At 63.8% G+C, this 19,839-nt stretch carries 15 protein-coding genes; 7 read left to right on the forward strand and 8 right to left on the reverse strand.

Annotated elements, in window-relative coordinates:
- Positions 1 to 113: 113 nt before the first annotated feature.
- Both P9A16_RS25365 and P9A16_RS25370 read right to left on the reverse strand, forming a co-directional pair.
- A complete protein-coding gene (locus P9A16_RS25365) occupies positions 114 to 791 on the reverse strand; it encodes a phosphoribosylanthranilate isomerase (RefSeq protein WP_024270273.1) in 678 nt (225 codons plus the stop codon).
- 19 nt (positions 792 to 810) lie between these two features.
- Complete coding sequence (locus tag P9A16_RS25370) at positions 811 to 1,665, reverse strand: MurR/RpiR family transcriptional regulator (protein WP_023516921.1); 855 nt, start codon at positions 1,663 to 1,665, stop codon at positions 811 to 813.
- Between the two features lie 145 nt (positions 1,666 to 1,810).
- Between P9A16_RS25370 and P9A16_RS25375 the strand changes: the two genes are divergently transcribed.
- The 6 genes from P9A16_RS25375 (at position 1,811) to P9A16_RS25400 (ending at position 8,474) form a co-directional block, all read left to right on the forward strand.
- Positions 1,811 to 3,064 carry an ABC transporter substrate-binding protein gene (locus tag P9A16_RS25375; RefSeq protein WP_023516922.1) on the forward strand — a complete coding sequence of 418 codons (1,254 nt, stop codon included), beginning with the start codon at positions 1,811 to 1,813 and terminating at the stop codon, positions 3,062 to 3,064.
- 60 nt (positions 3,065 to 3,124) lie between these two features.
- On the forward strand, positions 3,125 to 4,021 hold the full coding sequence (locus P9A16_RS25380) for a carbohydrate ABC transporter permease (protein ID WP_023516923.1): 897 nt from the start codon (positions 3,125 to 3,127) through the stop codon (positions 4,019 to 4,021).
- Positions 4,018 to 4,857 (forward strand): carbohydrate ABC transporter permease, encoded by an 840-nt coding sequence (locus P9A16_RS25385; RefSeq protein ID WP_023516924.1) that lies wholly within the window; start codon positions 4,018 to 4,020, stop codon positions 4,855 to 4,857. The genes P9A16_RS25380 and P9A16_RS25385 overlap by 4 nt, the downstream gene beginning before the upstream one ends.
- A gap of 4 nt (positions 4,858 to 4,861) precedes the next feature.
- A complete protein-coding gene (locus tag P9A16_RS25390) occupies positions 4,862 to 6,064 on the forward strand; it encodes a trans-sulfuration enzyme family protein (protein WP_023516925.1) in 1,203 nt (400 codons plus the stop codon).
- 9 nt (positions 6,065 to 6,073) lie between these two features.
- Entirely contained in the window at positions 6,074 to 7,006 is a 933-nt protein-coding gene (locus P9A16_RS25395) for a carbohydrate kinase family protein (protein ID WP_023516926.1), read from the forward strand.
- Positions 7,007 to 7,283: 277 nt separating this feature from the next.
- The gene (locus P9A16_RS25400) at positions 7,284 to 8,474 is read left to right on the forward strand and encodes an aminotransferase (RefSeq protein ID WP_023516927.1); all 1,191 of its coding nucleotides are present in this window, start codon (positions 7,284 to 7,286) and stop codon (positions 8,472 to 8,474) included.
- Positions 8,475 to 8,483: 9 nt separating this feature from the next.
- On the opposite strand, the gene P9A16_RS25405 is transcribed toward P9A16_RS25400, so the two are convergent.
- From P9A16_RS25405 to otsB, 4 genes are all read right to left on the reverse strand, one after another.
- Positions 8,484 to 10,901: a bifunctional diguanylate cyclase/phosphodiesterase gene (locus P9A16_RS25405; RefSeq protein WP_278026017.1), complete on the reverse strand. Its 2,418-nt coding sequence runs from the start codon at positions 10,899 to 10,901 to the stop codon at positions 8,484 to 8,486.
- A 120-nt stretch (positions 10,902 to 11,021) separates the two neighbouring features.
- Complete coding sequence (locus P9A16_RS25410) at positions 11,022 to 12,950, reverse strand: methyl-accepting chemotaxis protein (protein WP_024270272.1); 1,929 nt, start codon at positions 12,948 to 12,950, stop codon at positions 11,022 to 11,024.
- A gap of 445 nt (positions 12,951 to 13,395) precedes the next feature.
- Positions 13,396 to 14,250: a LysR family transcriptional regulator gene (locus P9A16_RS25415; protein ID WP_023516387.1), complete on the reverse strand. Its 855-nt coding sequence runs from the start codon at positions 14,248 to 14,250 to the stop codon at positions 13,396 to 13,398.
- Between the two features lie 310 nt (positions 14,251 to 14,560).
- Positions 14,561 to 15,376 carry a trehalose-phosphatase gene (gene otsB, locus P9A16_RS25420; RefSeq protein WP_023516388.1) on the reverse strand — a complete coding sequence of 272 codons (816 nt, stop codon included), beginning with the start codon at positions 15,374 to 15,376 and terminating at the stop codon, positions 14,561 to 14,563.
- 112 nt (positions 15,377 to 15,488) lie between these two features.
- Here otsB and P9A16_RS25425 point away from each other — a divergent pair, with 112 nt between their 5' ends.
- Entirely contained in the window at positions 15,489 to 16,568 is a 1,080-nt protein-coding gene (locus P9A16_RS25425; protein ID WP_023516389.1) for an ROK family protein, read from the forward strand.
- Between the two features lie 98 nt (positions 16,569 to 16,666).
- Here P9A16_RS25425 and P9A16_RS25430 read toward each other — a convergent pair whose 3' ends face one another.
- Both P9A16_RS25430 and P9A16_RS25435 read right to left on the reverse strand, forming a co-directional pair.
- Positions 16,667 to 18,454 carry a diguanylate cyclase gene (locus tag P9A16_RS25430; RefSeq protein WP_023516390.1) on the reverse strand — a complete coding sequence of 596 codons (1,788 nt, stop codon included), beginning with the start codon at positions 18,452 to 18,454 and terminating at the stop codon, positions 16,667 to 16,669.
- A gap of 132 nt (positions 18,455 to 18,586) precedes the next feature.
- Positions 18,587 to 19,732 (reverse strand): calcium:proton antiporter, encoded by a 1,146-nt coding sequence (locus P9A16_RS25435; RefSeq protein WP_023516391.1) that lies wholly within the window; start codon positions 19,730 to 19,732, stop codon positions 18,587 to 18,589.
- Positions 19,733 to 19,839 lie beyond the last annotated feature (107 nt).

A 19,839-nucleotide genomic window follows, 5' to 3' on the forward strand; every position in this document is an offset into this window, starting at 1 on the left:
GCTGTCGCTGGAAAATTAGAAGTTCCAATGGAGCCATAAGAGGCAACGCAGCGATCTAAAAAGAAAGGGCGACACCAATGGTACCGCCCCTTTTCTTCCTTAAAGGATACCGCTCAGGCCGCCCTTGCAGCCGTCACAAAGGCCTTGATCTTGTCGAGGTCCTTGCGGAAGCCACCTTCGGGCAGCGGCTTGTTGGTGTGGGTCAGCGAATCCACGGCCCAGGGTTTGACGGCGGCGATGGCGGCCGCGACATTGTCCGGTCCGAGCCCCCCGGCAAGAATGACCGGCAGCTTGCTGCGCTCGACGATCGCGCGGCTCAGCGACCAGTCATGGGTGACGCCCGCCGCACCGATGCCGCCGATATGGGCGGCGACGGAATCCAGGATGAAGCTGTCGCAATAGGGCTCGAAGGCGGCGGCATGATCAAGCGCTTCCGGCCCGGTCATCGGGATGGCCTGCAGGATGCCGAGGTCCGGATAGAGCGGCAGCAGGGTTTCGCGGAGCTGGCGTACATGATCCGGCGTCACAAGCGTGATGTCGCCGCACAGATGCAGCACGTCCGGCCGGACGGCGGCGACCATGTCGGCGATGGCGCCAAGATCGCTCTCCACCGACAGCGCGACGCGCGACGCCCGGCCCTTCAGCGCATCGGCGATCTCGCGCGCCGTCGCGAAGCTGATTTCGCCCGGCAGGCCGCGATTGGAGGGGGTCAGGCCGAGATAGTCGACGCCCGCCTCTGCCGCGGCGATCGCCTCGGAAACGGTCTGCATGGTGTAGATCTGAATTTTCACGGCATTCCCTGTCTTGGAACTAGATGGACTTGGGAAGGATGGCGTTGACCATCCGCTCCTCGGTGAGCTGGGCCCGCTCGGCATTGCGCGCGACGAGGGCGGAATAGAGCGCGTCGATCAGCGCCATCTGGGCGATCTGTGCGGCCATCGGCTCGCTGCCCTGCTCGTGCGAGACGCTGACGAGGACGACATCGGCAAGCCGCGCCAGCGGCGAGGCGCTGTTGCCGGTGATGCAGAGCGTCTTTGCCTCGCGCGACTTCGCTTCCTGAAGCACGAGCACCGGATCGCTGGTGATGCCAGAGTAGGAGATGACGACGACGAGGTCTTCCGGCCCGGTCAGCGCCGAATGCATGATCTGCAACTGGGAATCGACGGGTGCATCGCACCGGAGACCGAGCCGGATGCAGCGCTGATAGAAAGCCTGCGCGACGATGCCTGATCCGCCGACGCCGCCGACAAGGATATGGCGCGCGCCGGCGATGAGATCGAGCGCGCCGGCAAAGGTCGCCTCGGAAAGCACGCCCTGCGTATCGTTGATCGCCTGCGCCACGGCGCGGAACAAGCGGCCGGCAGCCTGAAGGTCGCTCGCATGGGGCTCGCTGGCGTTCGTGTCCTGGTTCTGGCGCGGCTCCTGGGCCAAGGCCAGCTTTAGATCGGTGAAGCCCTCGAAGCCGGCGGTGCGACACATGCGCAGCACGGTCGTGTCGCTGACGTCCACCGCCTGGGCGATGGCCGACATGGAATTGCGGATGGTCGCCTCGACATTGTCGAGCACCCAGAGCGCAACGCGACGCTCGGAGTCCGACAGTTTCGGCAGCACGCTGCGCAGCCGGCTGCTCGCGGGATTGGACGGACCACGCAGGTCAACGGTCATGGCGGCTCTTTCGCGGTCTGACACGGTCGATAGCGGTGACGCTAGCATGGGCATGTTGTGGTGTCACTATGGACAGCTAGTTTTTGTTGTGGCATCACTTCATATGGCGGCGGAGGGCGCTGCCCCATCGTTTCGGGAGGATATCGTGAAGCTGAAACGTCTTCTCATTGCCGGCGCCGCGCTTGCGCTCACCGCACTTCCGGCCGCGGCCGGCGAGCTTTCCTTCTGGCATGCCTATGCCGGGCAGCAGGACAAGATCGATTTCATCACCTTCGCGCTCGACGAATTCGCCAAGAAACATCCCGACATTACGCTGGATGTCGTCGCGGCCGAGCAATCGGCCTACAAGACGAAGCTCAACACCGCCATGGCGTCCGGCAACCCGCCGGACGTCTTCTACACCCTGCCCGGCGGCTTCCTGAATGCCTTCGTAAAGGGCGGCCAGATGTATGCGCTCGATGCCGATCTTGCCAAGGACGGCTGGCGCGACAGCTTCCTGGAAAGCGCCATCGCCCAGACCAGCAAGGACGGCAAGACCTATGCCGTGCCCGTCGACGTCGATTCCGTCGTCTTCTGGTACGACAAGGCGCTGTTCGCCGAAAAGGGCTGGACCGTTCCGAAGACCTATGACGAGCTGATGGCGCTCGCCGAGAAGGTCAAGGGAGAGGGCCTCGTGCCCTTCTCGCTCGGCAACAAGGATTCCTGGCCGGCCACCTTCTGGTTCCAGTACATGGAAATGCGCCTGAAGGGCTCCGGTGTCGTCGCGTCCTTCGTCAATGGCGACGCCGCTGCGACGCTCGGCGCGGAGGGCGAGAAGGCCTTCCAGACGGTCGCCGAGATCGCCAAGAAGGAGTATTTCCCGATCGGCTTCAACGGCATGAGCGACCAGGAGGCCAACATGCTCTTCCTCAACGGCCAGGCCGCCATGCTGCTCAACGGTACCTGGCAGATCGGCGCATCGGCCGATGCGCCCGAGGGTTTCGAGCTTGGCTACTTCGCCTTCCCGAGCGTTTCCGGCGGCGCGGGAGACCAGACGGACGTGCTGGCTGGTGTTGCCGCCTCCTTCGGCATTTCGGAGAAGACGGACAACAAGGCCGACGCGGTCACGCTGTTGAAGTTCCTCTCCTCGCCCGAGGTGATGACCAAATATGTCGAGCTGCGCAAGACGATGGTGACCGTCAAGGGCGCCACCACCGAGGCCGCTGCCGGTCCCGTGCTCTACGGCATCAGCAACGACCTGATGAACGCCGCCGGCCATCTCGATTCCTTCTACGATACGGCCATGCCGCCGGCTGCGACGAACATCTACTACACGACGCTGCAGGGCGTGCTCGACGGTTCCGTTGCGCCCGCCGACGGTACCAAGCGCCTCGAAGAGGCGCTGAAGGCGAACAAGTAGGAAAAACAGCCCGCCGGCGCTTCAACGTCGGCGGGCCGATACCTCCAGGAAACCGGCGGGATGATGCGCGCTGACATCGGCTTTGCGAAGAGACACAATCGGGCGGCGCTGGTCTTCCTGGCGCCGGCTCTCGTCTTCGTCTTCGCCTTCGTCGCCTATCCCGTCGTCTATGCCGGCTGGTTGTCGATGTTCCAGTGGGACGGCGCCTCCCCGCCGCTCTTCGTCGGCGCCGGCAATGTCCTCAGGCTTGCCGCCGACCCGATCTTCTGGGCCTCGCTCGGCCGCAACCTGCTCGTCGCGCTCTCGGCCATCGTCTTCCAGGTCTTTCTGGCGCTGGTCATCGCCTATTGCCTGGTGCGCATCGTGCCGGCCTTCAGCCGCATCTTCCTGTTCTTCTATCTCGTGCCCGTCATGGTCAGCGAGATCTGCATCGGCCTGCTCTGGCGCTTCATGTACAATCCCTATTTCGGGCTGGTGAACGCGGCGTTGAAAGTGGTGGGCCTCGACAGCCTGAAGCGCGGCTGGCTCGGCGAATCCGACACCGCCTTCCTCGCCGTCGTCGTGGTCATGAGCTTCACCTATCTCGGGCTCTATGTGCTGCTCTTCACCGCGGCCGTGCGTTCCGTGCCGGAAAGCGTCTACGAGGCGGCGGAGATCGACGGCGCGGGCCATCTGCGCAAGTTCGTCTCGATCACCATCCCGATGGTCTGGGATGCCGTGCGCGCCAACTCACTGCTCGCCATCATCGGCTCGCTCAAAACCTTCTCTCTGGTGTTCGTGCTCACCAATGGCGGGCCGAGCCACGCCAGCGAGGTCGTTTCCACCTACCTCTACAAGATGGGCTTCGGCAGCTTCGAGATGGGCTATGCCGCAACCATCGGCTTCGCCCAGATGGTGCTGACGGCCCTCGCCGCCTGGATCATCTTCCGCTACATGAAGCGCAAGGGGGACGCATGACGACGGTCGTCCACCGCTGGAACCGCACGAACAGCGTCGTGCTCGCGCTCCTCACCCTGCATGTGCTGATGGTAATCTTCCCCTTCATCTGGATGATCTACAGCACCTTCAAGACGAACAAGGAATTCATGCGCTCCGTCTGGTCCTTCCCGACCAGCCTCAATTTCGACGCCTATATCGGGGCGTGGAGCGGCGGGGCGCTCGGCGGCTACGCCGTCAATTCGCTGATCGTCATGGCCGGCGCGACACTGATCACCGTCCTCGTTTCGACGCTCGCGGGCTACGCGCTCGCCATCTACCGGCCCCGCTGGATGCCGGCGGTGGAACTGTCCCTCACCGCCGCCATGGCGATCCCCGCCTATGTGGCGCTGGTGCCGCTCGTCGTGATGCTGCGCGGAGCCGGCCTGCTGGACACCCATCTCGGCGTCATCCTGCCGACGGCGGCGTTCAACGTGCCCGTATCGATCTTCATCATGCAGGCCTTCTTCAACACGCTGCCGCGCGAACTCTTCGACGCCGGCCGCGTCGACGGCGCTTCCGAATGGCAGATCTTTCGCAAGGTCGCCCTGCCCATCGCAAGGCCGGCCATGTTCACCGTCGCCATCGTCAACATGATCTGGGTGTGGAACGACTTCCTCTTCCCCGTCGTCTTCATCAACAATCCGGCGCGCAAGACCCTGCCCGTCGGTCTTACCGATTTCGTCGGCGAGCACATCACCAACTATCCGGTGATGCTGGCGGCGATCCTGATCGCGGCCATCGCCCCGCTCATCCTCTTTGTCTATTTCGAACGCCAGATCACGGCCGCCCTCATCGGCGGCGCCGTGAAGGAGTAACACAATGTCTGCCAAGGATTACCAGTTCGCCAGCCGCGCCGTCTTCTACGAGCCGGAGGAACACTCCCAGTCGATCAGCTACCCGATCTACATGTCGGCAAACTTCCAGTATGCCGGCGACATCTACGACCAGATCGTGGCCGGCGCGCGCAAGGAAGTGAACATCTATTCGCGCTGCGGCAATCCGACAGAGTACAAGTTCGAAGAGCATATCGCGCAGCTCACAGGCGGCACCGGCTGCCTTGCCACGGCATCCGGCATGGCAGCGATCTCGCATGCGCTCTTCGGCATCCTGAAGGCCGGCGATCATATCGTCGCCGACCTCACCACCTATTCCTCGACCCATGAATTCTTCGACCACCGCGCCCAGGATTTCGGCCTGAAGGTCAGCCTCGTCGATTGCACGGATGTTCGTGCCGTCGAGAACGCCTTCACCGCCGAAACCAAGGTCCTCTATGTCGAGGCCATCGCCAACCCGACGATGAAGGTGCCGCCGCTCAGAAAGCTGGTCGAGATCGCCCATGCCCGCGGCATCGTCGTCATCTGCGACAACACCTTCGCCTCCCCCGCCGTCTGCCGCCCGCATGAATTCGGCGTCGACGTCGTCGTCGAAAGCGCCACCAAGTTCATCGGCGGCCACAACGACGCCGTCGGCGGCGTCATCACACTGAAATCGGACATCCTGCCCGCCGACTGGCTGGAGGATGTGCGCTGGAACACGCTGAACAAGCTCGGCGCGCCGCTCTCTCCCTTCAACGCCTGGCTGCTTCTGCGCGGCGCCCAGACCCTGTCGCTGCGCCTCGAAAAGCAATGCGCCAACGCGCTGGCGCTGGCAAAGCACCTGGAGGCTCATCCGCGCGTCAAGCGTGTCTTCTATCCCGGCCTGCCCTCGCATCCGAACTACGCTGCAGCCAGCGAGCAGTTGCAGGGCGGCGGCGCGATGCTCTCCTTCCAGGTCGCCGACGAAGCCTCCGGCGCACGCCTCCTCAAGCGGCTGAAACTGTGCTCCTTCGCAGCCAGCCTCGGCGGCCTTCGCACCACCACGCAGGTTCCCGCCACCATGGCCTTCCTCGACATTCCAAGCCAGGAACGCGAGGCGATGGGCGTGGTCGACGGCCTGGTGCGCTTCTCGGTCGGCATCGAACATATCGACGACATCATCGCCGATGTGGATCAGGCGATCGCGTTGATGCACGTCGATCTCTGAGGCCGCCCGATGGCCGCGGTCGTCCTGCTCGGCGATATCAATATCGACCTCGTGCTCGATATTCCCTTCTACCCGCCCGAGGGCGGGGAAGGCATCGCCACGCACCAGACCGTGGCACTCGGCGGTTCGGCCACCAACACGGCGATTGCCCTTGCCCGCTCCGGCCACGAGGCCCGCCTGATCGGGCGTATCGGTGCGGATGCCTGGGGCCGGCAGGCGCTTTCGGATCTTGTCGGAGCCGGCGTTGCGACCCGCTGGATCGGCGAGGATCCGGCCGAGCCGACGCAGATCAACGTGGTGACGGTGGGTGCGAGCGGCGAACGCACCATGTTCGCCTATCGTGGCGCCAATGCCCATCTCGTGCCGGACGACATTGCCGAAAGCGCCTTCGAAGGCGCCGCGCTGTTCCATCTCTCCGGCTATGCGCTGCTTCAAGCCCCGCAATCGCAGGCCGCCTGCCGCGCCATCGATATTGCAGCAGCGCGGAGCATCCCCGTCAGCCTCGACGTGCCCGGCGGCGTCGCCTCGACAATCGCCGGCAAGGTGCTGAGCCTTCTGCCGAAGCTGGACATGATCCTGCTCGACGGCGCCGACCTTCCCCGCCTCCTGCATCGGCCGCAGGGGAGCGACCTTGAGCCGATGCTCGCCGCGCTGCTGGCGGGTGGCGTGCGACACATCGCGCTCAAGGGGGATGGAGCCGCATCACGCCTCTGCCGACGCGAGGGCACCGACAGTGCCCCGTGGTTTTCCACCGCGGCAGTGGACACGACCGGCGCCGGCGATGCCTTCGCCGCCGGCCATATCCACGGCAGCCTCACCGGCCTCAGCGGCCCCGACTGCTGCCGCCTCGCCAACGCCTTCGGCGCCGTCGCCGTGACGCGCAAGGGCGCAGGCATCGCCATGCCGGGCCTTCAGGACGCCTTGCAGCTGATGGCGCGCTGATCCAGGTTTTGCGACAGACGTGACCTTTTCCAAGAAAAGGCCGCAGGCGGGTACGACCTGCCAAGGATGCTCGCGCGCGGCGGTGCCGGTCCGTCCCGATAGAGGATGGCTCGCGACCAAAGACGGGCGTCTGAAACGGGGCGAAGACATCGGGCATCCTTGACTGAGCAATATACTGCTCATAATATCCTGTGTAATCATCCCTGTCCTGAAGACAGCAAACCGCACGCTCTCCATCGCCTGCTGCCGATGTCCGAGACACCAAAGGAGTTGCCCCATGAAGATTCGTGATTTCGGCGTTGAAATCTGGATGAACCGCCATGAAAACAATTGCGAACTGAACATCGCCGAGACCTGTGTCGAATCTCTGACCGTCGCCGAGCTCCTGGAGATGGCGGGCAAGACCGACACGATCCTCTCCGAGCTTCTGCCGATGAAGCTGACCTACGGGGCAATCGAGGGCAGCGAGCGCCTGCGCAAGCTGGTCGCCACCCTCTACGAGAAGCAGGCGCTGGAAAACGTCGTCATCACGCATGGTGCGATCGGCGCGAACGCGTTGGTGCACGGCACGCTCGTCGAGCGCGGCGACCGCGTCATCTCCGTGCTGCCGACCTACCAGCAGCACTATTCCATCCCGGAGAGCATCGGCGCCGACGTGCAGATCCTCCGGCTGACGGAGGCGACCGGTTTCCTACCCGATCTTGAGGAACTGAAGCGGCTGGCGGCGCCGGGCACGAAGCTCATCGCCATCAACAACCCCAACAATCCCACCGGCGCGCTGATGGATCGCGCCTATCTGGAGAAGGTCGTCGAGATCGCCCGGGCCGCCGGCGCCTGGATCCTCTGTGACGAGGTCTATCGCGGCACGGACCAGGAGGGCGACGGCATGACCGCCTCGATCGCCGATCTCTACGAAAAGGGCATCAGCACTGCCAGCATGTCGAAGACCTTCGCGCTTGCGGGTCTGCGTCTCGGCTGGATCGCCGGACCGGTGGACCTGCTGCACGCCGTCTCGATCCACCGCGACTACAACACGATCAGCGTCGGGATGCTGGACGACCACTTCGCCGCCATCGCGCTGGAGAACCGCGACAAGATCCTTGCCCGCAGCCGCGCCATCACCCGCAGCAACCTCGCAACACTTGCGGCCTGGGTCGACGGCGAGCCGCTGGTCTCCTGGATCAAGCCGAAATCCGGCACAACCGCCCTCCTGAAGTACCACCTGCCTCTCTCCTCCGTGGAGTTCTGTGAAGGGCTGCTGGCGCGCACCGGCGTGATGCTGACGCCCGGAAGCGCCATGGACATGGAAGGTTATGTACGGATCGGCTTCACCAACAACGGCACGGTGCTGGCGGAAGGGCTGAAACGTATCTCGACCTTCCTGCGGGAACAGCAGGCAGCGGCCGCCTGTGCAGGGCCGGGTGCCGACGTCGCCCCGCTCTGTCCAAGTGGACAGTTGTCTCGATAGACGGCCTCGTCAGGTGTTTGCACCTTTTTCGGCATAGGCAGGCCCGCGCACGGCCGGCATCGAGCCGGTATGCTTGGAGAACTCGCCGATCGGTCGCGGCCGGCCGACGAGATAGCCCTGCACCTCCTGGCAATCTTCGGCGCTGAGGAAGGCGAGTTCTTCCGCCGTCTCCACGCCTTCCGCAAGGACCGGCAAGTCGAGGCCGCGGCCAAGGCCGAGCACGGCCTTCACGATCGCCGCCGCCTGCCCGTTTCCGTCGACCGAGCGGATGAACGATGCGTCGATCTTGATCTTGTCGAAGGGAAACGCCCGCAGGTTGGAAAGCGAGGAATAGCCGGTTCCGAAATCGTCCATGGCGATCCGGACCCCGAGGGCCTTCAACTGGCGTAGCGTCGCAAGGGCCCGGTTGAAGTCACGGATGAGAGCGGTTTCGGTGATTTCCAGTTCCAGGCGATGGGGCGCAAGGCCTGTCTGGAGCAGCGTTTCGTGCACCAGCTGGGCGAAATGGGCACTGTGGAGCTGGATCGGCGAGACATTGACGGCAATGCCGAGCGGATGCGCCCAGCCCGCCGCCTCCCGGCAGGCCTCACGCAGCACCCATTCGCCGATCGGCAGGATGAGCCCGCATTCCTCCGCGATGGGAATGAACACGTCCGGTCCGATACGACCCCGCTCGCGGCTGTTCCAGCGCAGCAGCGCCTCGAAGCCGACGACCTCCCGGTCCGCGGTACGGGCCTGCGGCTGGTAGACGAGAGAGAGCTCGCCCCGCACGATGGCGTGCCGCAGGTCGTGTTCGATGCGGCGACGTTCGCGCACCTGCTCGCCCATGGCGCTCTCGAAGAAACGGTAGATGCCGCGCCCGTCCGCCTTTGCGCGATAGAGTGCAGTGTCGGCATGGCTCATGAGCGACGTCCGGTCGGCCGCGTCCGCCGGAAAGAGCGCGATACCGATGCTCGTCGAGATCAGGCCGTCCGTGGCGGAAGCATTCTCATTTTCCGTCCGCAATGCATCAAGCACGCTCTCGGCGATCCGCCCCGCCTGCATGGGATTGCTCAGACCAGGCGCGATGATGGCGAATTCGTCACCGCCAAGCCTTGCCATCAGCTGGCCCTTGCGCAGAACCCTTGAAGCCGACTGCGCCACCTTCTGTAGCAGCTTGTCGCCAGCGGCATGGCCGAAGAGATCGTTGACCTCCTTGAAGCGATCGAGATCAAGGCAGAGCACCGCCAGATGCGACCCGCCCAGACGCCCGTTCGGCTGATGGGCGGCGATCTGCTCGTCGAGCTCGCTGTTGAAGCTGTTTCGGTTGGCAAGGCCCGTCAGGGTATCGTGGTGGGCAAGGAAGTGGATGTTGTTTTCCGCCTTCTTGCGGGCACGCAGGTCCCTGACGGCGATGGCGCTGTGCGGCGCGTTGGCAAAGCCGATCGGCCGGGAAACCACCTCGACATCGATCATTGCCCCGTCAATCGCGCGCAGCCGCGTTTCGAAAGCCGTGTTCGGCCTGTCCGCGAGCTGGCGACGGGCCGCCGCATCGGGCAGGAATGTCGCAAGCGCGGCGCCGATCACCTGCTCCTGCGGGCAGGCGACGAGTGTCTCGAAGCTGGCATTGGCCGAAACGACCACCCCCTGCCGGCAGACCAGAAGGCCTTCGAAGGCGGCATTGGCCAGGGCCCGCATGCGCTCCGATTCCCGCTCGGCAAGCCGGCGGTCGCGAATGTCGAGCGCGAGCGCGGCGAAGGTCAGAAGCAGGATGGTGAATGCCGCGATCGAGACCAGCACGGCCAGCCAGCCCGTCGGGATAGCCAGCGGGGAGACTTGATAGCGTGGATCGGGAACGATCGCCGCCGCGCCCATGGCCGTGAAATGATGGCTGACGATGGCAAGGGTCAACAACAACGCTCCCCCGGCGAGTGCCGCCTTGCTGCGCTCGCGCAGACCGACCGGCAGGGCACAGGCCCCGATCACCGTACCGAGTATGATTGAGGCGGCGACCAGCATCGGGTCCCACTCGATGCGGCCGGGAATTTCGAAGGCGGCCATGCCCGTGTAGTGCATCACCGCGATGCCGCCGCCGACAACGGCCCCGCCCAGCCAGCGCGCGAACCGGATACGGGCCAGCGCGACCGAAAGCCCGAGGCGCGTCAGCAGGATCGCATCCAGCAGCGAGACCGCCGTGAGCGCGATGTTGTAGCCGGTCGGCATGGCCGGGGAGAAGGCGAGCATTGCGATGAAGTGCGTGGCCCAGATGCCGAAACCCGTCGCCGTCGCGGCAACCCACAGCCAGATCGTCCGAAGCGGCCCCTGCGTACGCAGCACATGGTGCAGGAGGCTGATCGCAGCGAAGGAGGCCAGGGTGCAAACCAGCCCGGCGAGGAGCACGAGCCGCAGATCGTGCTCGTTCACGAGGCAGCCATATACCGTCAACATTCGCTAAAACTCCATCCTGTGCATGCTCGAGGTGACACCAACCGGCAATCCGCTGCCTGATGCGGCCTGCAACGAAGCCCGGGACCGGCATCCCTTTCGGGCTTGCCGGTCCCGGACATCTCAGAACTCCTGCCACTGATCGCCCTGTGGAGCATGGGCGAGGGCGGCAGAGCCGGAGAACGCACTTGCGACCTTGCGGGTCAGCGCCCGGACGGGAGAACTCCCGGAAGAGGGAACGACGGCAACCGGAGCATGCTCCCGCTCGTGCAGCTTGAACTGGGCCAACAGCTGAGAAAGAGCAGTGACATCGCTGGAGAGGCTGTGCGTTGCCGCCGTCGTCTGTTCAACCATGGCCGCATTCTGCTGCGTGCCCTGGTCCATGGAATTGACGGCCGTGTTGATTTCCGAAAGTCCGATCGACTGCTCACGCGCCGCCTCGACGATGGCGACGACATTGCGGTTGATTTCCTGTACCTCCGTCGCGATCGTGCCAAGCGCGGCACCCGTTTCGCGGACCTTCTGCACGCCAGCCTGCACCTGCTGGCTGGAAGCGCCAATGAGGTTCTTGATATCCTTGGCAGCCGCCGCCGAACGCTGGGCGAGTTCACGCACTTCCTGCGCGACCACTGCAAAGCCCTTGCCGGCTTCCCCGGCTCGGGCAGCCTCGACGCCGGCATTGAGCGCCAGGAGGTTCGTCTGGAAGGCGATCTCGTCGATCACGCTGATGATGTTGGTGATCTCGCCGGAGGATTTCTCGATCAGCTGCATCGCCTCGATCGCGTCGCGCACCACGATGGCGGAGCGCTCCGCCCCTTCCCGGGTGCGGGCCACGAGTGTGCCGGCCTCTTCCGCTCGACGGGCCGAATCCTTCACCGCGGTCGTGATTTCCTCCAGCGCGGCCGCCGTCTCCTCGACGGATGCGGCCTGCTGCTCAGTCCGGCGGGCGAGATCGTCCGCGCCCGAGCGCATCTCGTTTGCACCGGCATTGATGCTGCGGGTGCTTTCCTCGACCCGCTTCAAGGTGTTCTGCAGCTTGACCATCGAGTCGTTGAAGTTGGTGCGCAAGCCATCGAGATTGAAACCGAAGGGCTCGTGGGCGCGGTGGGTCAGATTGCCGTTGGACAGCTGTTCGAGGCCCGTGGCGAGCGCGTCCACGGCGGCCTGGATGGCGGCGGCCTCGCGTGCCTTCTGGGCCTCGCGCTCCAGCCGCTCGTTTTCCGAGAGGCTGCGGTTCGATGCCGCTTCCTGCTCAAGCCGGATGCGCTCGACGGCGTTGTCGCGGAACACCGCAACGGCGGCGGCCATCTGGCCGACTTCGTCCTTGCGGCCAAGCCCCGAAACCGGCGCTTCCGTTTCTCCCTTGGCAAGGCCCAGCATGCGCTGACGAAGGGCATCCACCGGCCGGGTAATGCCGTAGATGGTTATTGCGAGCGATGCGGCCAGTGCGGCCACCAGGACGAAACCGAGCGCTATGAGCGACGACTTGATCGTGAAATCCGTTCCATTCGCCAGGACTTCGGTCTGCGCATCAATGGATGCGGTGTTCTCATCGATGAATGTGCCGAGCATCTTGCGAAGCTCGATAATCGCGACGTCCTGCTGGGCGAGGATGGGGCGGGCCGCGTCATTCTCATTGCGCGAACCGAACTCAACGGCCTTGCTCAACTCTGCAAAAATCGCCTGAGCCTTGCCAATCATGCCATCAATAGCGGTCGCCGCTTCCGGCAGGCGCTGCTTGGCTGCCTCGAAGCGCTCGATCGCCTGCTTCGAACTGTCTGCAAAACTGCCGAGGAGTTGCTGCATTTCCGGTGCCTTCGCATCGTAAGCGAGGACCTTGTAGGCGACATAGGCCGCGGTGTGCACACTCGTATTGGCCCGCGACAGGAGCAGGGTCGCACGGTTGTCGCTCGAGACAAACGCGCTGTAACTCTCATCGGCGCGATGGTAACTCCAGGACAGGTAAGCAACGCTGGCAATGACGATCGCGCTTAGCGCGACGACTGGAACCAGCACTTTCGTTATGATCTTGGCATTCTGCAGAAAGGACATGAGTGCCTCGCGAGGATGGAAAAACGGTGGTGCAACCGCCTCATCCGCGCATCAACGAGCCGCCCGGCCCATCGCGGGCAGGCAACCAATGCCACATTGTTTTCGGGAAATGTGGAACTCCGACTGAGCAGATGGGGTAATCGACTAGGAAAAATATTACATCCATTTGTTAATTCGGGCTTAAACAGGAAATATTACTCGGAAAATACCATAGATTGCAAAAATTTAACTGTACATCTCATTGAACATTGAGTTTATCTCATTCACCTGAACCAAATTCACCGGTATAGAACAGGAATTTACTTCCTAGGATTGCATTTATTGTAGAAATACACGCATTTTGTCCGTTTCCACTACCAATGCGATCAAAATCGACCTCATATTCCCGAAAAGAGGGAATGAAGGGTATCAACCGCGCCTCTACAGGGAATACAGAGTGGGGACGCTACCGGCGTGCAGTCTTGAGAACCCAGGAGCAAAACCCGTCGATCAGCGGCTCATGACGCCGGGCGTGTTTGATGTTCATGTAGTAGGCCCGTCCCGAGGGCATGCGGTGGCGGGAGGCGAGCACGACCCGTCCCTTTTCCAGTGCCCGTTCCGCGAGAAAATCCGGAACCAGCGCGCTACCAACCCCGGCCATCGCCATTTCCAGCCCGAAGACATAGTGGCTGGAGCCGATGAACGTGGATCGATCCACGGGTGTCGGCCAGAGATTGCCGGCCGTGCGGGAAAAGGCCAGCCAGTCGTCTCCAAAGACCGCCTCCTCGACATCATGCGTGATGAGCTGACTTCCTCTCCCGTGCTCGGGGGAAACCGCGATCAACGTCTCGTCAAACAGCTTGCAGGACCAGTAACCCGATTTCAGCGGAGTGGTCGAAAAGAACACGTCCGCGATGCGGTCGCTGAGATCCACGTCTTCCGCATCCATCTTGATCCGCAGATGGTTGCGCCAGCCGGCCTGTGCCGAGCCCTCCAGCCGCGGAATGAACCAACCGAGCCCGAAGCAGCTGCACATGGTGACCCGCAGGAAGCGACTGGAAGCTGCAATACCGTTTCGGACGGAAGAATCGATCTCCGAGAAAGCATATTTCAGGCTTTCGGCGATCTGCCGCCCCCGATCGGTGAAGGCGATGCTGCGGCCCTGCTTGACGAAAAGCTCCTCGCCGATCTGCTCCCTGAGACTGCGCAGCTGATGGCTGATCGCACTCGAGGTTATGCCCAGCTCCCGTGCCGCGCCCGCCAGCGAGGCATGCCGGTAGACACATTCGAACACCTGCAACGACCGAATATTGTAGTGCATCCGCGAACCCGCTCTCCCCTCGCCCACCTAACGAAGGAGAAAACTATCCGGGATGCGCCCTCCGACAATAGAGGAACAGAGCTTCACAGATGTTTTGCAGGATTTATTCCTTATTTATGAATATCTCACTCAACAGTTGAGTCGATATAACCACCCAGGCCGTGCCGGGATACCGATTTGCGCCCATAGCGTGCCAGATGAGCGGCATGCCTTGCTTCAAACGCAGCGGCCTGCCGACATCCTTCGCCGGAAGTTCGTCATCATTGTCCCCCGCCACCTTCAGCCCCAAGCGCCCTTGCCTTCTGCACGGTCAGGAGGTGGCCGCCGCCTTGCGGTCCCTGCCTGCACCGGCAATGGTGGTCAGCGCCGAGCGGATGGCCGATGGCGACGATGCCTTTGCCAGCGCACAGGTGGCCGTGGCGAGCGAGCCGACGCGGATCGATTGGCCCCCACGGGCATTGGCAAGCGCGAACATGCTCTCATCCGTGAGGTCGTCGCCGATCGCGATGGGCAGGCGCCCCGCAAAGGCAGGCTGTTCCAGGTAGCTGGCAACAGCTTCTCCCTTGTCGGCACGCGAAGGACGGATCTCGAAGACCATCTTGCCGGGCTGCAGCACCCAGGCGCAACCCGCCTCCTCGGCAAAGTCGCGCATGATCCTTTCGAGCGCCGTGTCATAGGCCGGCGCAAGCCGGTAATGGGCCGCGACGGCAGCGCCCTTGTCCTCGATGAGCACGCCCTCCATCCACGCCGTCTGCTCGACGAGCCGTTGCTTCAGCGCAGCGAAGGCCGGTGTCGCGGAGACGACCGACGTCGCTCCGTCCGCGCCTCTGAACTCCGCACCATGCAGGCCGGCGATGGGAAAGCGGAAGGGTGCAAACAATCCATCGGCGAAGGGAAGGCTTCGCCCGGTGACCAGCGCCAGCGCGCCGCCAAGGCGGGCGGATACGGCATCAAGGTCCGCCGGCAGCGACAGGGGGACCTGAATGGCATCGGGTGTCGCGGCAAGGTCGAGCAGCGTCCCGTCAATATCGAGGAAAAGCGCCCAGCGCTCGGGCTCGTCGATGAGGCGGCGGACAAGATGACGGGTTGCGACATCCGAAGGCCGCAATTTCTCCAGTTCGTTCATCGGCAAGCAAGTAGATCGCAACCGCCGCGAGGCAAGGGCTGACGCCTAAACGGCGACCGGAACAAGTCTTTCCCCGGCGCATTGTGCCCTCGCACCAGGCAGAGGAGCCGACATGAACAATCAGAAGAAGAAGCCGCGACCGATCGAAGAAAACAGCGCCCCCGTCGCTCATGGAGCCGATGACCTGCCGGTCGTCAGGGTGACGAGCTACAATCTCGAACTGCGCAACAAGGACGGCTTCATCGGCGACAAGGCCAACAAGGCCGCCTTCCGCAACACGATCGAGGCGTGGCGCAAACGGGTCCGCACCGGCGGCCCGGATCCGCTGGGCGACGTGCCGACGGACGGTCTTTCCAAGAAGGAGATCGACGCGCTGCTTGAAGAGGGGGAAACGGAGGCCGCTTCCCTGGTGCTGGCGGCAATCGACGACTTTGCGACGGAACTTGCCGGCATTCTTGCGCGCTATCTCAGGGAGGAGGCCTGGAAAGGCACGGAGCGGATCGTGGTCGGCGGCGGCTTCAAGGACAGCAAGGCGGGCCTCATGGCGATTGCCCGTGCCCAGATCCGGCTCAAGGCCGAGGGATTGAAAGTCAACCTCGTGCCGATCGCGCATCATCCTGATGAAGCCGGGCTTATCGGCGCCGTACACCTCATCCCTTCCTGGATGCTGAAGGGCCATGATGCGATCCTCGCCGTGGATATCGGCGGCACCAACATCCGGGCCGGCATCATCAAGCTCAATCTCGACGACCAGCCGGATTTCTCCAAGGCCAGGGTCTGGAAATCGGAACTGTGGCGGCACGCCGACGACGAACCCCGCCGCACCGCGACCATCGAATATCTCGTGCGGATGATCGAAGCGCTCATCGCCAAGGCGGCGAAGGCCAAGCTTGCCCTCGCGCCGGTCATCGGCATCGGCTGCCCCGGCATTATCGCCGCCGACGGGTCGATCGCACGGGGTGGCCAGAACCTGCCGGGCGGCAATTGGGAGAGCACGCATTTCAATCTTCCAGAAGCCCTGCGCAAGGCAATCCCGGATATCGCCGGCCAGCCGACCTTCGTCATCATGCACAACGATGCCGTCGTGCAGGGCCTGTCTGCAGTACCACGAATGACGGATGTGGCGCGCTGGGCGGCCGTGACGATCGGTACCGGCCTCGGCAATGCCAGTTTTGCTCGCAAGGAAACCTGACGCCGTCCATGCGTGAATGCCGCGGCATCGCTGCAGACGCCATTATGGCTCGTCGGTCACGTCATCCAACACGGGAGCACCGCTTCGGGCGAGATCCCCTAGGCTGACCGCGCGACACCGCTTGCGGCGATGGTCCTGTCGCGGCCAGCGGCCTTCGCCGCCAGCAGCGCGGCATCGGCCCGCGTCACGAGTGTCTCGACCGAGCCGCCCTCGGGCGACGCCGCCACACCGATCGAGACGGAAACCTTTCCGAGGATATGACCCGCATGGGACAGCGCGACACTGCTGATCTTTTGCCGCAGCATCTCCGCAAGCTCGATACCCTGCTGTTCGCCGAGCGACGGCAGGAGGGTGGTGAACTCCTCTCCGCCGAAGCGAAAGGCATCGCCGACAGGCGCACAGGTATCGCGCAGCGTCTGCCCGACGAACTGCATGACGAGATCTCCCGCATCATGGCCGTACTGGTCGTTGAAGCGTTTGAAGTGGTCGATGTCGATCATCAGGCAGGCAAGTCGTTCGCCGCCCTGCTTGCGGGCATGCCGATGCAGCGTTTCGTCCAGGAAGCGGCGGTTGAAGAGCCCGGTGAGCGGATCGCGGATCGCAAGCCTTGTCAGCTTCTCCCGCAACTGAAGGTTCGCGATCGCCAGGCCGACATTCTCGGCGATGAGTTCGAGATAGAGCCGCGGCCCCATCGCACCGAGAACCTCCCCACCCGGCTCCTCCAGATAGAGCAGCCCGATCATTTCACCCAATGCGGTCAGCGGAACGCAAAGGGCCGTCACACCGGGAGGGGCGACATGCTGGCAGGGAACGTCCGAGCCGCTGTCATTGCTGTGATGCGCCCGTCCACGGCGCAGCCCCCAGCATTCGGCGGCAGGAAACACCGCCGCCGAATGCTCAGGGTCGAGCCAGGCCCCCACGCGCATCAGGGAGGCATCTTCATCGCTGAGAATGTAGAGCCCGCCTGCAAGCCCGGGAAAGATCTGTGGCGCGAAGCGGACGATCACGTCCGTCAGCTCCTCCTGGTTCTGGCAGGCCTGCACGCGGTGCATCATCTGCAGGATCAGGTCCTTGGTATGCTGGTCCGCCCGCCGTTCGGCATCGAGCCTTTCCCGCTCGATCAGGTTCGTGCGGAAGACCTCGATGGCTTCGTTCATCTCGCCAATTTCATCCGCACGGCGGTCGATTGGAACCTCGACGCTGTAGTCCTGCCTGGCGAGCCGGCTCACGATCCCCGTCATTCGCCGCAGGGGCATTGCCACCCGTCGCCGCAGGACGAAATAGAGCACCGCGACGAACAGCGCGCCTGTCAAGGCCAGCATGATCTTGGCGACAAGGCTCCACCAATTGCTGCGCAAACGGGCGGCTTCGAGCTCGGATGCCGTCCGCGTCGCCGTCAGATCGCGAAAATGGGCGACCATCTGGAGCAGCTCTCCCTGGACCCGCTCGTGCTCCGGGCCGAACAGGGCCGTCTGGGCCGCCGCCTTGTCACCGCGCTGGAACGCCTCGACCGCCGCCGACTCGATCTTGTCCAGTGCCTCGGCATTCGCATCGACCGCCAGCAGGGCCTGCGCCTCGGCCGCCGTCAATGTCCGGGCGGCAAGCTTCGAAGCCGCCGTCTCCCGCCGTCGCTCGGCCTGTTCTTCCGCATGAAACGCCTGCAGGTGGCGCTCCTCGCCGCGCATCACATAAAGCCGTGCCTCGTCGCTCCTGACCTCCGCACCGAGCGCCAGTTCCTCGGCCAGCGTATCGAGCACGAGATGCTCCTCGGCCGCCGCGCGCTCCTGAAGCGCGCTGCGCGACGACATGATGAACGACGCACCGGACAGCGCCGTCAGGATGACGGTGATGCCGTAAGCCCAATTGGTGATTGTGGTTATCCGCATCCTCTTACAGTGTCAGGTGCTGCTTGAGCGAGGATTAAGGAAAGATAGCATTTATAGTAATCGGACAGGCCAGTGGGGGGCCATTCCGCCGCACGGAAGGCCGAACGATCGTCCGGCCTCCACGCTTCGGCGTCAGTTCGTGAACAGCAGCAGCGAGAACACGCCGAACAGGGTGAGGTGCATGAAGCCCTGCATGGCCGAGGTGCGTTGGCCGAGATAGGTCAGCAGCGTCAGAACCAGCGTCAGGGCGAGGAGTACCGTTTCCGTCGGAGTGATGCCGAGCACGACGGTCTTGCCGGCGACGAGCCCCACGGTCAGCACCGCAGGCACGGTCAGGCCGACCGTCGAGACGAACGCCCCGAGGCACAGGTTGATCGCACGTTGGGTCTCGTTGTTGAACGCGGCCTTGACCGCCGTGATCGATTCCGGCGTGAACACGATGATGGCGATGAGCACTCCGCCGACCGCGACCGGCGCACCCGCGCTTGCCACGCCGTAGTCGATGACCACGGCAAGGTCATGGGCGAGAAGCACGATGGGCACCATCAGGGCGATGAGCAGCACCGCATGCACCATGTTCTGACGGCGGTCGGCGGCATCGCCGGGAGCAGGCTCGGCGGGAAGGCCCCGCGCCGGCGACAGACGGATGGAAAGCGCGCCCGCCTCCGGCTGCATGAAATAGCTGCGGTAGCGCCCCATTTGCAGCAGCAGGAATGCACCATAGAGCAGGACCGTGAACACCGATAGAGCAATGGCCTGCGAGGGCCAGAAGGTTCCGTCGCCGGTGCTCAGCGTGTTGGGCAGAAGCAGGGCTGTTCCGACGAGCACGATGGTCATCGAGATGAAGGCCAGAGCCCCTTGCGCATTGTATTCCTGCTCACCATAGCGCAGCCCCCCGACGACGAGGCATATGCCGGTCACGAGGTTGAGGATGATCATCATGACGGCGAAGATGGAATCGCGGCCGATCGTCGGCGCCTCGTTCGGCCCCATCATCACGGCGGCGATCAGGATGACCTCGATGGAGACGATGGAGAGCGTCAGGATGAGCGTGCCGTAGGGCTCGCCGAGGCTGTGCGCCAACTCATCGGCCTCGCCGACGACACCGAAGGCAGCCATGAGGATTGTGGCAAACAGCACCAGAAAGCAGATGCCGGCCACGACCGGCGTCATGTCGGGCGAAAGCCAGGCCTTGCCACCGAGCTGGAAGGCGGCGACAACCAGCCAGGCCACGACGATCTTGAAAATGGTGTTCTTGGGAATGGAGAGGGAGGACATTACCAGCGACCTTCTAAGGGGCCGTCCCCGATCGTGTCGTCGCGGCCGGGTCGTCCCAGCCGAAGCCCTGCAGGCGCTGGCGACTGTGTACCGTTTCGCGCCGTCAG

It is taken from the genome of Shinella sp. 838 (assembly GCF_029623935.1).
GTDB lineage: Bacteria > Pseudomonadota > Alphaproteobacteria > Rhizobiales > Rhizobiaceae > Shinella.

Excerpts from the sequence above, each read along its gene's own strand:
- P9A16_RS25370 (WP_023516921.1), bottom strand. The coding sequence starts at position 1,665 with ATGACCGTTGACCTGCGTGGTCCGTCCAATCCCGCGAGCAGCCGGCTG.
- P9A16_RS25380 (WP_023516923.1), top strand. The coding sequence starts at position 3,125 with ATGATGCGCGCTGACATCGGCTTTGCGAAGAGACACAATCGGGCGGCG.
- P9A16_RS25385 (WP_023516924.1), top strand. The coding sequence starts at position 4,018 with ATGACGACGGTCGTCCACCGCTGGAACCGCACGAACAGCGTCGTGCTC.
- P9A16_RS25390 (WP_023516925.1), top strand. The coding sequence starts at position 4,862 with ATGTCTGCCAAGGATTACCAGTTCGCCAGCCGCGCCGTCTTCTACGAG.
- P9A16_RS25395 (WP_023516926.1), top strand. The coding sequence starts at position 6,074 with ATGGCCGCGGTCGTCCTGCTCGGCGATATCAATATCGACCTCGTGCTC.
- P9A16_RS25400 (WP_023516927.1), top strand. The coding sequence starts at position 7,284 with ATGAAGATTCGTGATTTCGGCGTTGAAATCTGGATGAACCGCCATGAA.
- P9A16_RS25405 (WP_278026017.1), bottom strand. The coding sequence starts at position 10,901 with ATGTTGACGGTATATGGCTGCCTCGTGAACGAGCACGATCTGCGGCTC.
- P9A16_RS25410 (WP_024270272.1), bottom strand. The coding sequence starts at position 12,950 with ATGTCCTTTCTGCAGAATGCCAAGATCATAACGAAAGTGCTGGTTCCA.
- P9A16_RS25415 (WP_023516387.1), bottom strand. The coding sequence starts at position 14,250 with ATGCACTACAATATTCGGTCGTTGCAGGTGTTCGAATGTGTCTACCGG.
- otsB (WP_023516388.1), bottom strand. The coding sequence starts at position 15,376 with ATGAACGAACTGGAGAAATTGCGGCCTTCGGATGTCGCAACCCGTCAT.
- P9A16_RS25425 (WP_023516389.1), top strand. The coding sequence starts at position 15,489 with ATGAACAATCAGAAGAAGAAGCCGCGACCGATCGAAGAAAACAGCGCC.
- P9A16_RS25430 (WP_023516390.1), bottom strand. The coding sequence starts at position 18,454 with ATGCGGATAACCACAATCACCAATTGGGCTTACGGCATCACCGTCATC.
- P9A16_RS25435 (WP_023516391.1), bottom strand. The coding sequence starts at position 19,732 with ATGTCCTCCCTCTCCATTCCCAAGAACACCATTTTCAAGATCGTCGTG.